At 60.9% G+C, this 17,531-nt stretch carries 12 protein-coding genes; 9 read left to right on the top strand and 3 right to left on the bottom strand.

The window, feature by feature from the left end; translation table 11 throughout:
- Positions 1–85 precede the first annotated feature (85 nt).
- The 4 genes from upp to ONB25_00555 all read left to right on the top strand — a co-directional run bounded on the left by upp (position 86) and on the right by ONB25_00555 (position 5,910).
- Positions 86–709: a uracil phosphoribosyltransferase gene (upp, locus tag ONB25_00570; GenBank protein ID MDZ7391382.1), complete on the top strand. Its 624-nt coding sequence runs from the start codon at positions 86–88 to the stop codon at positions 707–709.
- Positions 710–835: 126 nt separating this feature from the next.
- Positions 836–1,747 (top strand): cation diffusion facilitator family transporter, encoded by a 912-nt coding sequence (locus tag ONB25_00565; protein ID MDZ7391381.1) that lies wholly within the window; start codon positions 836–838, stop codon positions 1,745–1,747.
- A 144-nt stretch (positions 1,748–1,891) separates the two neighbouring features.
- Positions 1,892–4,549: a glycoside hydrolase family 3 C-terminal domain-containing protein gene (locus tag ONB25_00560; protein MDZ7391380.1), complete on the top strand. Its 2,658-nt coding sequence runs from the start codon at positions 1,892–1,894 to the stop codon at positions 4,547–4,549.
- A 254-nt stretch (positions 4,550–4,803) separates the two neighbouring features.
- On the top strand, positions 4,804–5,910 hold the full coding sequence (locus ONB25_00555) for a TIM barrel protein (GenBank protein ID MDZ7391379.1): 1,107 nt from the start codon (positions 4,804–4,806) through the stop codon (positions 5,908–5,910).
- A gap of 77 nt (positions 5,911–5,987) precedes the next feature.
- Here the strand turns inward: ONB25_00555 and ONB25_00550 are convergent, their stop codons facing one another.
- Genes ONB25_00550 through ONB25_00540 form a run of 3 tightly spaced genes read right to left on the bottom strand, consistent with a single transcriptional unit; the run spans position 5,988 to position 8,265 of the window.
- Positions 5,988–6,491, bottom strand: coding sequence for a flavodoxin domain-containing protein (locus tag ONB25_00550; protein MDZ7391378.1), 504 nt, complete (start codon positions 6,489–6,491; stop codon positions 5,988–5,990).
- Between the two features lie 59 nt (positions 6,492–6,550).
- The gene (locus tag ONB25_00545) at positions 6,551–7,708 is read right to left on the bottom strand and encodes a glycosyltransferase (GenBank protein MDZ7391377.1); all 1,158 of its coding nucleotides are present in this window, start codon (positions 7,706–7,708) and stop codon (positions 6,551–6,553) included.
- Positions 7,709–7,728: 20 nt separating this feature from the next.
- Positions 7,729–8,265 carry a hypothetical protein gene (locus ONB25_00540; protein MDZ7391376.1) on the bottom strand — a complete coding sequence of 179 codons (537 nt, stop codon included), beginning with the start codon at positions 8,263–8,265 and terminating at the stop codon, positions 7,729–7,731.
- A gap of 349 nt (positions 8,266–8,614) precedes the next feature.
- Here ONB25_00540 and ONB25_00535 point away from each other — a divergent pair, with 349 nt between their 5' ends.
- The 5 genes from ONB25_00535 (at position 8,615) to ONB25_00515 (ending at position 17,506) form a co-directional block, all read left to right on the top strand.
- Positions 8,615–10,543, top strand: a complete 1,929-nt coding sequence (locus ONB25_00535; protein MDZ7391375.1) for a glycoside hydrolase family 127 protein — start codon at positions 8,615–8,617, stop codon at positions 10,541–10,543.
- Between the two features lie 264 nt (positions 10,544–10,807).
- Entirely contained in the window at positions 10,808–12,844 is a 2,037-nt protein-coding gene (locus ONB25_00530) for a TonB-dependent receptor plug domain-containing protein (protein MDZ7391374.1), read from the top strand.
- A gap of 1 nt (position 12,845) precedes the next feature.
- Positions 12,846–13,802, top strand: coding sequence for a hypothetical protein (locus ONB25_00525; GenBank protein MDZ7391373.1), 957 nt, complete (start codon positions 12,846–12,848; stop codon positions 13,800–13,802).
- A 47-nt stretch (positions 13,803–13,849) separates the two neighbouring features.
- Entirely contained in the window at positions 13,850–15,712 is a 1,863-nt protein-coding gene (locus ONB25_00520) for a M14 family metallopeptidase (protein MDZ7391372.1), read from the top strand.
- A 33-nt stretch (positions 15,713–15,745) separates the two neighbouring features.
- Entirely contained in the window at positions 15,746–17,506 is a 1,761-nt protein-coding gene (locus ONB25_00515) for a M14 family metallopeptidase (protein ID MDZ7391371.1), read from the top strand.
- Positions 17,507–17,531: the final 25 nt, after the last annotated feature.

The raw sequence follows: 17,531 nt of genomic DNA, 5'->3' as shown, positions 1-17,531 counted from the left end.
GGAATGTGCATTTCGCTTTTGACATTTGCGCGAAAATTCCGTATATTTGCGCCAAGTTATGCGGAGGCGAGAATCAGGAGACCCCATGGGCGCCGTAGTAGTCACTGAGCACCCGCTCATCAGGCATAAACTGGGCCTGGTCCGCATGAAGCAGACGGAACCCTGGCTCTTTCGGCAGTTAGTGAACGAAATCACCTATCTCATGCTCTACGAGGCCACGCGTAATCTGCGCACACGCCCCATCCCCATCGAGACACCCCTGGCGAGCACCACTGCTGAATGGCTGGACGATGATGTGGTGGTTGTCCCCATTCTGCGCGCGGGTCTGGGAATGCTGGATGGTTTTCTCCGGCTCATCCCCTTGGCCAAGGTAGGGTTTGTCGGCATCTATCGCGATCACGAGTCGCTTGAGCCGGTGGAATACTACTGCAAGGTGCCGGAGCTCAGGCAGAGCCAAGTGTATGTGTTGGACCCAATGCTGGCCACCGGCGGCTCGGCGGTGGCAGCCGCTTCCTCGCTGAAGGCGCGCGGCGCCACGTCCATTCGACACCTTTGTTTGCTGGCTGCGCCGGAGGGGATCAATGCCCTGCATGCCGCGCACCCGGACGTGGAGATTTACTGCGCCCACATCGACGAGCGCCTTGATGAGCAGGGATACATCGTGCCGGGGATAGGTGATTGTGGAGACCGCCTGTTCTGGACAAGGTAAGAGCAAGTTCACCGCAATTGGGTGCGCCCTTTCGGCCCTTGGCGCCAGTCATGCGCGAAAGTCTCCAGGTGGAAGCGGCCCTTCGGAGCCCAGAAGAAAGCCATTGTCGCTGACATGAAGACGCCTATGCCCACTGCGCAGGAACGAGATAGGTGTTGTTCACCTCCGCAAGTGGCACCGCACGATACCGGGAACCTCCGGGTCGCCTTTTTTCTCAATCTGGGCTTTACCCTGGTGGAACTGATCGGGGGTGTGCTGACTAATAGCTTGGCCATCCTCTCCGACGCCCTCCATGATTTGGGCGACAGCCTCTCCTTAGGGCTAACCTGGTACTTGGACAAGCTCGCCAGACGTGCTCGAACTCAGCGCTACACCTTTGGTTATCGTCGCTTCTCGCTCTTGGGGGCGGTGACTAATTCACTCCTGCTTCTGGTCGGCGCGGCAATGGTACTGTGGCGGGCAATACCGCGCTTGTTTGCCCCGCATCCGGTGCACACCGGCGGGATGTTGGCGTTGGCGGTCCTCGGCGTAGTGGTCAACGGGGCGGCCGCCTGGCGCCTGCACAAGGGTGAGCGCCTCAGCGAGCGGGTCGCCATGCTGCACCTGCTGGAAGATGTGCTCGGATGGGCCGCGGTGTTGGTCGCCAGTGTGGTGATGCACTTCACCAACGCGCTCTTCTTGGATCCCGCTCTTTCTGTGGCCATTACCCTTTTCGTAGTCTGGAGGGTGTGGATCAACCTTGCCAGGGCAGCTGGCATCTTTTTGCAATCTGTCCCGGAGGCGGTGGACCTTGAAGGCTTGGAACGGGCCGTGCGCAAGGTGCCGGGTGTCTGTTCAGTGCACGACCTGCATGTCTGGTCCATGGACGGGCAGTACAATGTCCTCACCCTTCACGCGGTAGTAGCTCCCGGCACGACCGCAGAGGAGATGCTACGCATCAAACAAGAGTGCCGGCGGGTGCTGGGCCTTCAAAATGTGCACCACAGCACCATCGAGATCGAAACGTCCGATGAGTGCTGTGGCTTACAAGGGTGTTGAGAAGAAGGTCCTCTCGTCTGGCACAGTCAGGCCGATTTCGCGGCACTGCGCGCGATGAAGGTTGGTGCGCCCGGGGGTGACTGGGGATAGGCCTTTTTGGAAAGGGAGGCAAGCATGATCACGGACTTTTGCAGGGAGGGTGCCATGGTACTCAACACAAAGAGCCTGCTGTTCGCCTGGTGTGCCTTGCTCACGGCAGGGTGCTGGGTTTTGGCCGCCTTTGCTCATGGTCAGGCACGGGGCGGCACACCTGATTACAAGAACCCCAAATTGCCTGTCGAGCGGAGAGTTGAAGACCTCCTCTCCCGCATGACAGTGGAAGAGAAGGTCGCCCAGTTGCAGTGTCTGATTCGCGAGGTGGAGGGCACTAATTTCATCACAGAAAAAGGGATTGGTAACCTGGGGTGCATTCTCCGTTCTCACGGGCCTAAGGAGGCAGCAGAAAAGCTCAATCGCATCCAAAAGTTCATGGTGGAAAAGACGCGCCTGGGCATACCGGTGATCATGCACGATGAGGCGCTGCACGGTCTGGTGGGGAACGGCGCCACTAGTTTCCCGCAGGCGATCGGCCTGGCAGCCACCTGGGACACGGCCCTGATGGAGCGGGTGGCGCGGGCCATTGCCCTGGAAACAAAAAGTCGTGGGATTCGCCAGGTGCTTTCGCCGGTGGTGAACATCGCCCGCGACGTGCGCTGGGGGCGCGTGGAAGAGACCTATGGCGAAGACCCTTACCTGACGGCGCGCATGGGCGTGGCATTCTGCAAGCCCTTTGAGGAGCTAGGTGTGATCACCACGCCCAAACACTACTCCGCCAACCTCGGCGACGGAGGACGCGACAGCCATCCGGTCCACTTCACTGAGCGCCTGATGCGGGAAGTCTACCTGCCAGGGTTCAAGGCCTGCTTTCAGGAGGCAGGTGCCACTTCGGTAATGGCCGCCTACAACTCTTACGACGGGACGCCCTGTTCGGCGCACCCGTGGCTGCTGACTGAGGTGCTGCGCAAGGAGTGGGGATTCAAAGGATTTGTGGTCTCGGACTATGGCTCTGTGGCCGGCATCTACAACATGCACCACACTGCGGCCAACGAAAAGGAGGCGGCGGCGCAGGCCATCAACGCCGGCCTCGATGTGGAGCTCCCCAACGTGTACATTTACGGCGAGCCGCTCTTGCAGGCCGTGCGGGAGGGGCTGGTCTCAGAGGAGACGCTTAACCAGGCGGTGCGACGGGTGTTGACTGCAAAGTTCCGCATTGGCTTGTTTGACAATCCTTTCGCGGATCCAAAGGAGGCGGCGCGGGTGAACGACTGCGCCGAGCATCGCGCCCTCGCTGCAGAGGCTGCCCGCAAAGCCATAGTGCTCTTACGGAACGAGGGAGGACTGCTGCCACTGAAAAAGGAGACAAGGGCAGTGGCGCTGATCGGGGCTCTTGCCGACGAGGTCAAGCTTGGCGGCTATAGCGGTTGGGGGACAAAGACCGTTTCGGTGCTGGAGGCTATGAAAAAGGCAAGGCCAGGCGTGAAGGTGCTTTATGCCAAAGGGTGTGAGATCACTCCGGCGATGTTGCCCGTCATCCCCACCCAGTACCTTATTCCCACCGGTGGAAAGCCTGGTGAACATGGGCTGCGCGCCGAGTATTTTGCCAACAAGGACCTGGCAGGCGAGCCAGCCCTGGTACGCATCGATCCGGTGATCCATTTCGACTGGGCCGGCGACGGTCCTGATCCTTCGCTGCCCACCGACTGCTTTTCCGCGCGGTGGTCGGGTAAGTTGGTCTCGCCTGTTAGTGGCCGGGTCCAATTAGGCATCACCACCGACGACGGCGTGCGGCTGTACTTCGATGGTAAGCTGCTGGTGGACATGTGGGTCGACCGCAGCGCCACCACCGATGTGGTCACCGTCACCTTGGAAAAGGGGCGTGAGTATGACCTGGTGATCGAGTACTACGAGAATCTTGGGTACGCCTTTGCCAGCCTGGGCTGGGACCTGCAGCCGCAGGAGCACAAGCTCAGAGACGAGGCAGTTGCGGCGGCCAAGGAGGCGGACGTGGCAATCGTGGTGGTGGGCATCATTGAGGGAGAAGGGCGCGACCGGGCGAACTTGGACCTGCCTGCGGAAGAGGAGGAGCTGATCAAAGCAGTGGCCGCCACAGGAACGCCCACGGTGGTGGTGCTGCAAACGGGGAGTGCGGTGACCATGCGCACCTGGCTGGACCAGGTGCCGGCGGTGCTCCAGGCCTGGTACGGCGGCGAGGAGGCAGGTACTGCCGTGGCTGAGGTGCTGTGGGGCGACTACAATCCCGGGGGTAGACTCCCGATCACTTTTCCCCTTTCGGTGGCACAATTGCCTTTGTACTATAACCCCAAACCCACGGGCCGTGGTTGGGACTATGTGGACCTGAGCGGAAAGCCCCTCTTTCCTTTCGGCCATGGTTTGAGTTACACCACCTTTGCCTACCGGAATCTGCGCATTGAACCGCAGACCATACCACCTACGGGCACGGCCACAGTGAGCGTGGAGGTGGAAAACGTGGGCCCGCGGGCAGGGGACGAGGTGGTGCAGCTCTACATCCACGACGTTGTGGCGAGCGTCGCGCGGCCGGTGAAAGAACTTAAGGGCTTCCGGCGTATCCATCTCAAGCCAGGCGAGAAGACCACAGTCACGTTCCGCCTGGGGCGTGAAGAGCTGTCGATGCTGGACCGTGACCTCCGGGTTGTGGTGGAGCCCGGAACCTTTGAGATAATGGTGGGCAGCTCTTCCGAGGACATCCGGCTCCGTTCGCAGTTGGAGGTCGTGAAGGAGTAAGCAAGACGGCAGGTGCGGTGCACCTCAGCCCTGCGCCGGGCCGCGCGCCAAATTGAATGTGCACGGCTGCACCGAGTGCCTTCGTATCAGCCCCGGGGGGACAAGGGCCGTACTCTATCTGACGATGGCCTCGCCTCACACGCCTCGTCGGGCTGCCGACAGACTCCCGCCTCGAGTATCCGCATGGGCGTGCGCGGCGGGCGAGGGCCGTGTCTGACGATTGACGCGTATTTGCAACAGGAAGGAGCGCTGAAATGAGTTACCGTTTGCCTGACATTCGGTTTCAGAAGAAAGCTGTAGATCCTGAGGTCATGTTGGCCAATTTGCGAAAAGACCTCGAGATTAAGCCGTCAGTCGGCATCTGGTATTTCGCGCCCGGAGGTGGTCGCTTCCACGAGCGCTTTGTGCCGGAAGCATCGATTCCGGAGCGGATCGAGATGGCGGCTGAGATGGCCAAGTTAGGGGTCAAGGGTATCGAGGCGCATTATCCGGCAGAGGTGAACGAGGAAAACGCGCACCTTTACCAAAAGCTGGCCAAAGACACAGGGATTCGCCTGGTAGGGGTGCCGTTCTCCCACTTTTATGACAAGATGTTTGAGTTCGGCAGCATGTCCAATCCTGACCCTGAGGTACGCAGGCGGGCCAAGGAGATTGCCGTCGGCGGTTTGAAGCTGGTCAAGGAGTTGGGCGCTGACTTGGCCATCTCCTGGCCGGGCATGGACGGCTACCGCTACCTCCACGGGATGCCCTTCATGCGCATGTGGGACTTGTTCGAAAGCACGCTTGCGGAGGCTATGGATGAGGTGCCTGGGGTGCGCGTGGCCATTGAGCCGAAAGGCTACGAGCCGGCGCCTAACAACATTTATCGCACTACTGCCGAGGGCATCTTGGCCGCACAGCGCATTGAAAAGAAGCTCCGCCATCCGGAGAACCGGCGACTCTTGGAGCAGGGCCACGCACTTGTGGGGCTCAATCCGGAGGTGGGGCATGTCAAGATGAGCTTTGAGATCCTGCCGGCGGCGTTTTCCCTGGTGGCAATGGAAGGGCGGCTTGCCCACACCCACTGGAACAGCCAGCCCGACGGCAATTACGACCAGGACAACAACATCGGCGTGGTGAACCCGCACGAGGCCGAGGCGCTCCTGTATGCCTTGTGGGCCATCGGCTACAATGGGTACTTTGGCATCGACATTAACCCGGAGAATATGCCGGTGCACAAGGCCGTGGAGCTCAACATCAAGGCGTTGGACAAGCTCAAAGAGCGCGTGGCACGGCTGCCACACGAGCGCATCATGGAGTGCCACTTGCACCCCGCCAAGCATCGCGGGGAATTGGAGGAGATCCTGATTGCCAACTGGTAGCTTGGTGGCGGCGCTGGCTGCCGGCGCGGATTACTGGTGAGGCCAGTGCTCCTTTAGGCCTCTGGGCGCAGTGGTCGTTACCCTTTGAGGGCGAGCGCAATATCCCGGGCCCAGGCGGCAATGGCCTCCCAGTCGCGAAAGTCCCCGCGCGGGCTTTTCAGAAGGCGGACGATGGCTCGTTCAAACCAGTTGAGTTTGGTTACATCCAGGGCCCCGTGGAACACGGCTATGCCACGGGGCCTCACTCTTTGCAGGGTCGACTCAAGAGCCTTCGGTATGCGCCAGCCGTGCAAGAGTTCCACTGGGTCACCACTGCCCAAAGGGCCGCTGGAGAAGCACCACACGGGTATGTGCGAGAGCTCTTCAGCGTGGGCGCGGACGAAGGAAACCACCTCTTTGCGCCATTGTCCCGCGTAGACGGCGCTGCCCACGATTGCTGCGCCGTAGGGGCGGAGGTCTTTAACTCCATCGGCCCGGAGCACTGCCACCTGCAGGCCTTCCTCCGCCAGCACGCCGGCTATCCTTTGGGCGATTGCGGCAGTTGCTCCGTACTTGCTTCCGTAGACAATCAGCACTTTCATTGCTCTTCCCTTTCCTAAGGGTTGGGGAACGCTCTGGCCCTCCACCTTTAGCGTGCCCGTCAATGCCTCACGGTGCCACCCTGCACTTCGTACACCCTCCCTTTCCAGCCGATGCCCCCTCTCAGGGAGCGCCACACCGAATCGGCCATCATCAGCGTGGCCAGGAAAACAGTTACAGGGTAGAGGATGGCGACTCTTCGGGGAAGGCGGAAGTGAGTGGCGATGGCGTACCAGAGGGCCCCGTTTATGAGTGCGTGGAAGAGGTGGGGAAGCACCGCAGAGGATTCTCTTTCCCCCTGCCACCACAACTGCAAGAGGACCACAACAGGTCTTAGGAACAGCAGTGCGAAGCACCCCACCATAGCGAGGCTAAGCCAGAGGCGATAGCGGAGTGCGGGGAAGGCGCTTTTGGCCAAACCGTGCCACGATTCACGGAATCCCTGATAAAAGTGGACGTCCACGAGGTCGGAGCCGTTGGTGAACACTATGCGTCCGCCTTCTTGGCGCACGCGGCGAGCCAACATGACGTCTTCAGCCACCTCGTTGCGCACGGCGCGGTGTCCGCCCAGGCGTTCATAAGCCTGCCGCCGGAAAAGCATAAAGGGGCCTACGCCTATTGCCAAAGAGGTCAGCCGGAGGCGCTCCCCCAGCGCCAATGGAAGGAGCGCCACCAGCCCAAAGGGGATGATAGGCAGGAGGAGCTCCTCGCCAAATGTATGCATGACCGTGCGGGGGATCATTGTCAACAGGTCAGCGCCGCTTTCCAGTGCGGTCTGGACGCTCCACCTCAACCCCCCGGGCCGATGCTCAGTGTCGGCATCGATGAACAGCAACCACTCCCCACGTGCCTGGGCTGCTAGCTGGTGGCAGGCAAAGTTCTTCCCGGTCCACCCTTGCGGAAGAGTTTGCCCACGGATAAGTCTGACCCGCTGATCTCGGGCCGCGATTGCCTGAACAATGGCCTCAGTACCATCGGTGGAACCATCGTCCAACACCAAAACCTCGAATGTGGGATAATCCTGGGCGAGAACGGATTCCAGACACCGTGCAATGTTCCGCGCCTCATTCCTGGCTGGAATCAGCACGGAAAGGAAGGGAAGACTGTCCTGGGTGCAGGAAGGCACCGCGCGGGACAACGCCCAGAGATTCGCAACTAGATTGATGACCACCAGCCCAATAGCGATGCTGGCAACCGTATGATAGTCAGGGAGGCCCATTGCGCTTGTGACCGGCAGTTTCAGGGGCCAGTTTTCTTTGCATGACCACCAGCACTCTGCTTGTGTCCTGCAAAGCGAAAGGCGTCGATGCGCTCTCTGCAAATGGAGTAGACTTCCATGCGGTTGGCGCGCGCGGGCAGATACAATGGGCGCCGCAAAGGCTGGCGAGGGAGCAGACGTACCCCGTGTTCGTCGTAGGCGCATCCGGCGAACTGGGGCCAGAGCGCGTAGTTCCCTTTGTCGCGGGCCTTACCCTCAGAAAGCTGCACCAGCACGCCTTGCTCAAACAGGGTGTACACTCGGTTGCGTCGTGCGCGGGCTAGGTACGCAAAAAGCGGGGGGAGTAGTAGTACCACAAGAGTCTGCATGGTGCCGCTCAGCTTCTTGAGCCAAGGGACGAAGTGGCCGCCGTAAGCGATGAACATAAGGGCCAGCGCGACCACGACCCCGGCGACCACGGTCGCCACCTTGCGCCCCGCTGCGGGCTGGTAGAGCCACGAGGTGAGCGAGCGGCCGAGATCACGCCCATCATATGAGCGCGTCGACGGAACCAACATGATTTGACCTCCAGCTGAACGAGGACTGGCGCTGAGGGGAAGGGCGTGCTGCCTTCCGCCTGCTTGACAAAGTACATATTTCCGGGGAGAAAATCAAGGCCAAAGGGCCACGGCGGGCGGGACGTCGGCCCGGAACTCGTGCGGTCTTATGAGCGGTCGCGTTTGGCCCACCCTCGCGAAGGGCCTCCCGGGCAGTTCGACGTCGCCGCCGCTCACTTGGTTAGACACCGGCCCTATGGCCGGCAAGGAGGGTGCACAAGGGAGGGAAGGCGCTCTGCGACATTCTGCTTGCTTTTCTCCGACCCTTTTCGTAGAATTTGTTGATTAGAGCCACAGGCGAGGAGGGACCATGAGCTGGAGGTTGGCACTTGTCCTCCTGACAGCGGGACTGAGCGGAAACAGGGTACCCCACATGCGAGCAGACTATCCCATCAAACCGGTGCCATTCACAAGAGTGCAGGTCAGGGGCGGCTTCTGGGGATCGCGCTTGGATATCAACCGCACAGTGACGATCCCGCTGGCCTTTCGGCACTGCGAGCAGACCGGTCGCATCGACAATTTTGTCAAGGCGGCGGGGAAGATGCCCGGGCCGTTTCGCGGCATCCACTTCGATGACTCCGACGTGTACAAGGTCATTGAGGGTGCTTCCTACTCCCTCGCCGTGCAGCCGGATGAGAAGCTGGAACAATACCTGGATGAGCTTATCGCCAAAATTGCCGCTGCCCAGGAGCCGGACGGTTACCTTTACACCGCGCGCACTATCGACCCGGATAATCCGCCTGAGGCGGCGGGTCCGGCGCGATGGGTCAACCTCAAGGACAGCCACGAGCTCTACAACGTGGGGCACCTCTACGAGGCGGCTGTGGCGCATTTTCAGGCCACAGGCAAGCGCACGCTTCTGGACGTGGCGATCAAGAATGCCGAGCTGCTGGTCAAAACCTTCGGCCCTCACGGCCGGCACGAAGTGCCGGGACATCAGGAGGTGGAAATTGGCCTTGCAAAACTCTATCGGGTGACTGGCGAGCCCAGGTACTTGGAGCTGGCCAAGTTTTTTCTCGAACAGCGGGGAAAGCCAGAGGGACACACGCTCTACGGGAAGTATTATCAGGACCACCTCCCTGTGCTTGAGCAGCATGAGGCGGTCGGACACGCCGTGCGGGCCCAGTACATGTACGCGGGGATGGCTGATGTAGCCGCGCTCACCGGCGATAACGCTTACCTGGAACCGTTAGACCTTGTTTGGCAAAACGTCGTGGCCAAGAAGCTGGCGATTACCGGTGGCGTAGGCGCACGCCACGGGGGCGAAAGTTTCGGCGACGATTACGAGCTTCCTAACAAAGAAGCCTACAACGAGACCTGCGCCGCCATCGCCAATGCCCTGTGGAATTACCGGATGTTCCTGCTCCATGGCGACGCCAGGTACCTTGATGTGGTGGAGCGCGTGCTCTACAACGGTTTTTTGGCGGGCATTTCGCTTGCCGGTGACCGCTTTTTTTATCCGAACCCGCTCGCCTCTGAAGGAGGCTATCGCCGCAGCGCCTGGTTCGCTTGCGCCTGTTGCCCCAGCAACGTGACCCGCTTCCTGCCGTCTATTCCCGGTTTTGTCTATGCCACGCGCGGACGCTCGGTATATGTGAATCTCTTCTTGCCTAGTGTGGCGCGCTTTGAGGTCGGCCAGGATACGGTGGCCATTGAGCAGATCACTGCCTATCCATGGGACGGTGACGTGGCCTTAAAGGTGCATGTGCCTCATGCCATGGGCTTTGCTCTCCACGTGCGGGTACCGGGCTGGGCGCGCGGTAAGCCTGTGCCCAGCGACCTATACTCTTACCTCGATGAGACACCTTCGGCACTGCGCATCAACGTGAATGGGCATCCCTGGCCGTTCCAGATGCAAGGAGGCTTTGCCGTGATAGACCGCACCTGGGCCCAGGGCGACTCGGTGGAGTTCAAGATAGCCATGCCCGTGCGGCGGGTGGTGGCGCACCCACGGGTATTGCATGATGCTGGCCTGGTAGCCCTTGAGCGCGGGCCAGTGGTGTACTGCTTCGAAGAGGTGGACAACAACGCGGACGTCTTTTCGCTGGTGCTGCCAGATAGCGCAACGCTCGAGAGTTACTACCGCCCGGAGTTGCTTGGCGGCGTTGTGGTGGTGCTGGCTCAGGGGCTGAGGAAGACTCCAGATGGTGTGGAGCAGCACGCCCTCACGGGTGTGCCCTACTACGCCTGGGCCAACCGCGAGGATGGCACCATGTCGGTCTGGCTGCGCAGGGACTGACCCGGCGCGTGGCGGAGCTCCCGAAACGGTTTCAGCCCTTGGTCTTCGCAGACCTCGCTGGAGGGTACAAGGCAGAGGCGAACAATAGCATTGATCGGAATCCCACACAGGCACGTGGCAAGCCTTCTGGCTCTTGCTCTGGCTCACGGGATCTCTCCTGGCGCGGGGTCCTGCCAGATTGTGGTCCGGGGTCAGGTCCTCGATGCAAACTCGCGGCGCGCAGTTCCCTACGTCAGCGTGATGCTCGCGGATAGGCCGGTTGGAGTGAGTGCCGATGCTGCGGGCAGATTTGTGCTCACTGTGCCGGATTCGGCCGCTGTAGTGCTATTCCGCCACATCAACTACGAAGAGCAGGCGTTGGCGGCGGGTGCTTTGCTGCGGAGGCCGCAGGTCTTCTTGCAGCCACGGGTTATTCCCCTGCCCGCGGTGCTGGTTGAGGCGCCAAGGGAACGACTGGCGGCCAGCTCCGATTTGCCATTGAGCGCCAGCCACATCCAGCGCCAGCACTTCGACCTGCGCGGCTTTGTGGACGCGGGTGACCTGCTGCAGGTTGCGCCCAGCGTGCAGGTTAACGAAGTGCTGAGCGGACGAAAGACCATCTCCATTCGCGGCGGCAACGCTGACGATGTGGCGGTGCTCTTTCACGGCATCAGATTGAACAGCGCATTCGACAACATCTTCGATCTCTCGCTGGTCGACCTGGCTGACGTGGAGCAAGTGGAGCTCATCCGGGGCAGCAACGCCGTGTTGCACGGGGGAGGTGCCTTCTCCGGCGTCATCAACCTTGTGCCACGACTCGAAGAGGCCCACACCGTGCGCTTCTTCCAACGGGTGGGAACCTATGACGCCGGTACGTGGGGATTGTCCGCCTATGGTCAGGGCGATAAGGGGCAAGTGGCGGGTATGTACCGCCAGTCAGGTGCCACAAGGTACGTGGAGGGTCGCTTTGCTCCGCATGAACGGCTCGAGAATCGTGCGCGTAGTTTCACCCTCCACGGAAAGTACGCCTTCGGCGCATCACCTAACACGGTGGAGCGCAACGAGCTCTCTGCCTTGTACCTGCACGGGCAGACTGAATACGACAATCTGCGCCTCGAAGAGGCTTTTGCCCAGAGCAATGAATTGCTGGCCGGACATTATGGCGGAGCGCTCGGGGCCCTTCAAGGCCTTGACCTGACCCTTGCCCACCACAGGATGCGTCAGCACCAGGAGCTGCGTGAGGTTGCTTCCTGGCTCGTCAGAGGGGTGAACGATCGAACCCTCTACCTTGAGCTACAAAAGGCGGTCCGACTCCCGAGTGGCGAAGGTCTTGTCGCCTACCAGCGCACCCAGGACTGGTTGGATTTTGTGGACAGGCGTGAGCCGGCGAGCATGGAAGAGGCTGCCATGGTGCGAACACACCACGCCGCAGTGGGACTAACTCGCTTTCGCCTGCCCAGCGGTTCTGCGCGCCTCGGGGCGGTGGAGTTGGACTTTGCTCTGCGCCACGATCGTGTTACGGACCGATGGCGCAAAGCGAAGGTGGGCGAAGCATTGGCCCTCGGTACCGATGCCCGCACCACTTTGCGGTGTGGGATGCGTTTCACAGGAGCGCACGGCCAGTTCCTTTACGACGTGTTCATGAACGTCGGCAGTAACATGCGATTCCCTTCGCTTGCCCAGCTCATAAGTGCCAGGCGCCTGGAGGGGAGTAACCAACGGTTACTCCCCGAGTACAACCGCAGCGTGGAGCTCGCAGGGAAGGTAGCACGAGAGCTGGGTCCAGGCTTGGTGGTGCATGGGTGGGAGGTGGAGGCCGGATTCTTCCAGAGCGACTATGCGCACAAGCTTCGAGAATACGTTTCTGTTGGCATCCCTTTAAGCTTGTACGACACGGTCCCCAGCGCCCGCATAGCGGGCTTTGAAGGGAGGGCGGCCGCTTTCTTATTGCGTAAGAAGCTCACCGTCGAAGGTTGTGCAAGCAGATTCTTTGTTAATGAGCATGCGGCCTTTCCGTTTCATGCCGAGGCCATGGGCCACGTGGCAATGGAGCTACAACATGCGGGGTATGCGCTGCGGGTGGTGTGGTTTGCGGAGGGGGCCTCAGAGGGGTGGGTGCGCGACGGAACCGGCGGACTGGCGCAAGTATTGCTCGAGGGACGCAGCGACATGGACCTGCATGTTCAGAAGACCTGGCAGGTGTGGCGCGTGCGCTTGGCGGCCTCACTCAGTGTGCGCAACATGCGGAATGAGCGCACGGTCCTCTACGGCCTAGCGCTCCGCGACCGACGGTATTACCTGACTGGAGCTGTGGAGTACTGAGATGACAGGAAGGGCGCGCGCCCAGCGCCAACGCGTCCTTTCGGACCTGTCACGGACCGTGGGCAGGCTCGCGAGGGTGCACCCATGGCGAGGGGTTTTATGGGCCTGTGTCGGCCTGTGCATGCTGCGGTGCACGCATAACCCTTTCAGCGAGGACAACATTCGGCTGGAGGGCGGCGAAGTGCGAGGCACAGTGAGCTTGGACAGAGGTGCTTCGCCCGAAGGTGTGTACGTCTGGCTGGAGAAATTTGACGTCGCTACGTTGACAGACGCGCGAGGAGAATTCCGGCTTCCGCTTGGGACAGTGGCGGCACATGCCGGCGCAGGGATCACCGGTAGCTTCCGGCTTTTTTTCTATGTTGGCAATTATGGGGTGAAGACTGCGGAGCTGGTGCTGCGCCAAGGGGAGCTTGTGCCGGGCCATGGCGATGTGGGGCCCGGAGGGGACCTCCGAACTCCAGTCTTGCTGAGCAGATTGTTGGAAGTGACCACCCAGGTGGCGCCAGACACCTTCCCGCCGCGGGCAAGTGGCGATGTGAGCTCTGGGACTTTTGCGGGTGCCTACATCGACGTCACCGTGACCCTATGTGCTGATGTGGATAGCCTTCCGGTGGTGATTCCGAGCTCCAGTGGTGGGCCGGCAGCTCTGCTCATGGTGCGGGCCTTGGACCCCGGTGCTACCCTGCAGACGCTTCCCCGGGAAAGCGAAGCAGCCCTGTCGCGGCCCCTTGTGGCCGATACCGTCACCGCGCTCGGCCGGACCTGGAGCAGCCGCTTCTATCTGGCCATGGGCGCATTGCCCAGAGGCACCTATGAAGTGGTTCCCTTCGTCATAGTCCCTCAGAGGGAGCTGCCAGGGGCGCTGCTCCGGAATCTGGGGGTTTCTGAAACCCCAGGCTTGGCCTACTTGCGCATGCCGTTCAAGCGCAAGGGCGGTGTGCTCACCGTGCTAAGGTAAAGTTGACGAGTCCTGACTACTCATGCAACAGAGGAGACGCGGCTACCATGTACGCTCGAAGGTTGGGAGTTTGGGGCGTGATCTTTGGGTGGGTGGGATTGACAGGAATTGTGAGCGGCAGTGAAATTGCCTTCGACCGCTACCATTCCTACGATGAACTCACGGCCGCCCTCAAGAAGCTTGCGGCGGAGCACAAGGACCTTCTGCGCCTGGAAAGCATTGGGCGGAGCCGCCAGGGCCGCGAATTGTGGGCCGCACGCATTGCTGGACCCAAAGGCACTGACCCAGATCGCCGGCCGGCAGTGCTTATCGTGGCCAACCTGGAGGGCAGTCACTTCATAGGTACGGAGATGACCCTCTATACGGTGCACTATTTGGCCGGGAACTATCGAGCCAATGACACGCTCCGGGCCCTGTTGGATAGCCGCACGTTTTATCTGCTGCCGTGCCTGAACCCAGACGGCATGCAGGCGCTCTTCGCTGGGCCGGTTTGGGCGCGGACGACCAACGCCACGCCCTGGGACGACGACTTTGACGACGTGGCCGATGAGGATGGCCCCGAGGACCTCAACGGCGATGGTATGATCACCTTGATGCGGGTTAGAGCTCCGGACGGTGACTATCTTCCAGACCCCAAGGCCCCGCGCCTGCTCAAGTTAGCTGAGCGGGCCAAGGGGGAAAGGGGTATGTACAAGTGTTACCCTGAAGGTCTGGACAACGATGCCGACGAGGAGTACAACGAAGATGGCCCAGGCGGCGTGAACTTGAACATGAACTTTCCCCATGCCTACGCCGAGCACGCGCCAGGTGCCGGTATGCACGCCGTGAGCGAAGCGGAGAGTCGCGCGCTCGTGGAATTCGTCCTCGCGCACCGCAACATCGCCGTCATCTTGACCTATGGGCCCTACGACAATCTGTTGACGCCGCCCCAGGAGCGGGCCGGAGGCGAGCGCGAGCAAGAACCAGAGATATCACAGTTTGCCGCCGGCCGGCGGGGCTTTGAGTTCCCATCTGGGGTGAACCGGGAACAAATGCGTCGCATGTTCGAGCGAAAAGCCCCCACTGCCGTGCTCAGTCAGGATGTGCCGTTCTTTCAGGAAGTGAGCAGGCGCTACAAGGAGTTCGTAGGGATTGAGGAGGATCGGGCAAAGGACAAGCCCAAGCCGCGTGGGGCCTTCTACGAATGGGGCTATTTTCAATACGGCGTGCCCTCCTTCGCGGCGAAGGTGTGGACCTTGCCGGAGCTACGCGAGGAACGGACAACCGGCCCCCGAGAGGCAGGTAGCGACACCACACGCCGCCCAGGCCGGGGACCCGAAGAAAGGCGCCCAGGGCAGGGGCCTCCGCGCGGTCGCGACCGGAGCACCGAGGAGAGCGATGACGTCCTATGGCTCAAGTGGCTGGACAAAGAACAGCAGGGTAAGGGGTTTGTGCCCTGGACCAGTTTCAGGCACCCCACTCTGGGCGAGGTCGAGATAGGCGGATTTGAACCTCTGCTCAAGGTCAATCCTCCGGCTGCCCGGATCGCCGAGTTTGGGCAAAAGCATGCCCGGTTCGCCGCCTACCTTGCGGGTCTGTGCCCAGAAATCACCATCGCCAAAACGGAAGTGAAAGGACACGGCGGGGGCGTGTTTGCCATCAAGGTGGAAGTGGAGAACAAGGGCTTCTTCCCCACCGCGCTCACCCAGGGGGTGAGGTGCCAAGGTGTGAGACCAACCTTGATCAGACTGCTTCTGGACAAGGGCGAGCTCCTGACTGGCAGTTCCTTGCACCGCCTCCCATCGCTTGAAGGTTCTGGAAAGCGCCAGCGCTACGAGTGGCTGGTCAAGGCAGCCCCTGGCAGCAAGGCAAGAGTCCAGGTGGTGTCGGAAAAGGCCGGTCAGACGGAACAGGAAATAACCTTGCGTTAACCCAGAAGGCCATGCGCCCGGGAGGACACGACCATGAACTGCGTCAATAGAGTTGTTTGGCTCATCGTGGGCACTCTTGTTTGCTGGGGTGTGGCTGCGGAATCCGCGCAGGCGCAGGCAAAGCCCCATAGGGTCAATCTGGCCTTCGATCGTTACTACAACTATGAGGAGCTGACCGAGGCGCTGCGCACGCTGCAAAAGGCCTATCCCAAGTTCCTCACACTGCGCTCGGTGGGCAAGAGCTACCAAGGCCGCGACATTTGGGTGATGATCATCAACAACCCCGACACTGGCCCGGAAATGTCAAAGGCGGCCATGTACATCGATGGCAACATCCACGGCAATGAACTCCAAGGGGGCGAGGTCTGCCTTTATACCATTTGGTTCTTGATGGAGAACTACGGGGAGATCGCTAAGGTTACCGAATTGGTCGACCGGCGTGTCTTCTACATACTGCCCACGGTCAACCCAGATGGGCGGGCGTGGTGGTTCGACCAGCCCAACACGTCCAGCTCCTCGCGCAGCGGTCTGAAGCCCACCGACAACGACAACGACGGCCTCTATGACGAGGATGGTTACGACGACCTCGACGGTGACGGCGAGATCTTGCAAATGCGCAAGAAGGTGCCGTACGGCGACTACCGGGTGAGCTCCCAGGACCCGCGCCTCATGGAGCGCGTGGAGCCCGGAGAATCGGGTGACTACATCATGCTCGGCCTGGAAGGGATCGACAATGATGGTGATGGGCGCATCAACGAAGATGGCCCGGGTGGCTATGACCCCAATCGCAACTGGCCCACGGATTGGCAGCCCAACTACATCCAGAGTGGAGCTGGCGACTATCCGCTCTCGCTACCAGAAAGCCGGGCGGTAGCGGACTTTGTACTTTCCCATCCCAATATTGCCGGCGTCCAGGCTTATCACAACTCGGGCGGCATGATTCTGCGCGGGCCTGGGGCAGAAGAACGCGGCGAGTTCCCCGCTGGCGATCTCCGTGCCTACGACCTCATCGGAAGGAAGGGAGAGAGCATCCTTCCCTACTATCGCTACTTGACCATCTGGAAAGACCTGTACACCGTCCACGGTGGCTTTGTGAACTGGACGTACGAAGGACTGGGGATCTTCTCCTTCACGAACGAACTCTTCAGCACGCGGCAATACTCTCCCCAGGACCAGGAGGCGGAAGTCGAGGCCGGCCCACGCCGGGGCAGCTTAGAGGGGCAGAAACGGCGCCTTGAGTTCAATGACTTGATTGAACTAGGACAGATGTTCGTACCATGGCATCCGTACCAACATCCCACCTACGGTGAAATCGAAATCGGAGGGTGGCGCAAGTGGAGCAGCCGTGTAAACCCGACATTCATGCTCGAAGAGCTCTGTCACCGCAACTGCGCCTTCACCCTCTACCACGCAGAGCAGATGCCGCTTGTGGAGATTCGCGAGGTGGAGAAATGGGCTCTGGGGGAGGGCCTCTACAGGGTGCGCGCGACCCTGGCCAACAAGCGGGCCATCCCCACGATCTCGCAGCAGGCGGCACGCCACAAATTGCAGAGGCCCGACTGGGTGACCATAACCGGTAAAGACCTCCGGGTCATCTCTGCTGGCTTTGTCCGCGATCGCTACCTGGGCCCGATAGAGGCAGTGGAACGCCATCCGGAGAAGGTGCGGTTGACCACCGGCATCGACGGCAACGACGAGGTGCAGATCGAGTGGGTCGTGAGAGGAAGTGGCAAGGTGCGCATCCGGTTCGAGGGCGTGAAGGCGGGGGTGGTGGAACAAGAGGTCACGCTCTAACTTTGGCTCGCACCGCCTAAACTCT

This window comes from candidate division KSB1 bacterium, from assembly GCA_034506335.1.
GTDB lineage: Bacteria > Zhuqueibacterota > Zhuqueibacteria > JANLFK01 > Oleimicrobiaceae > Oleimicrobium.
This window is presented reverse-complemented; position numbering and strand designations above follow the sequence as displayed.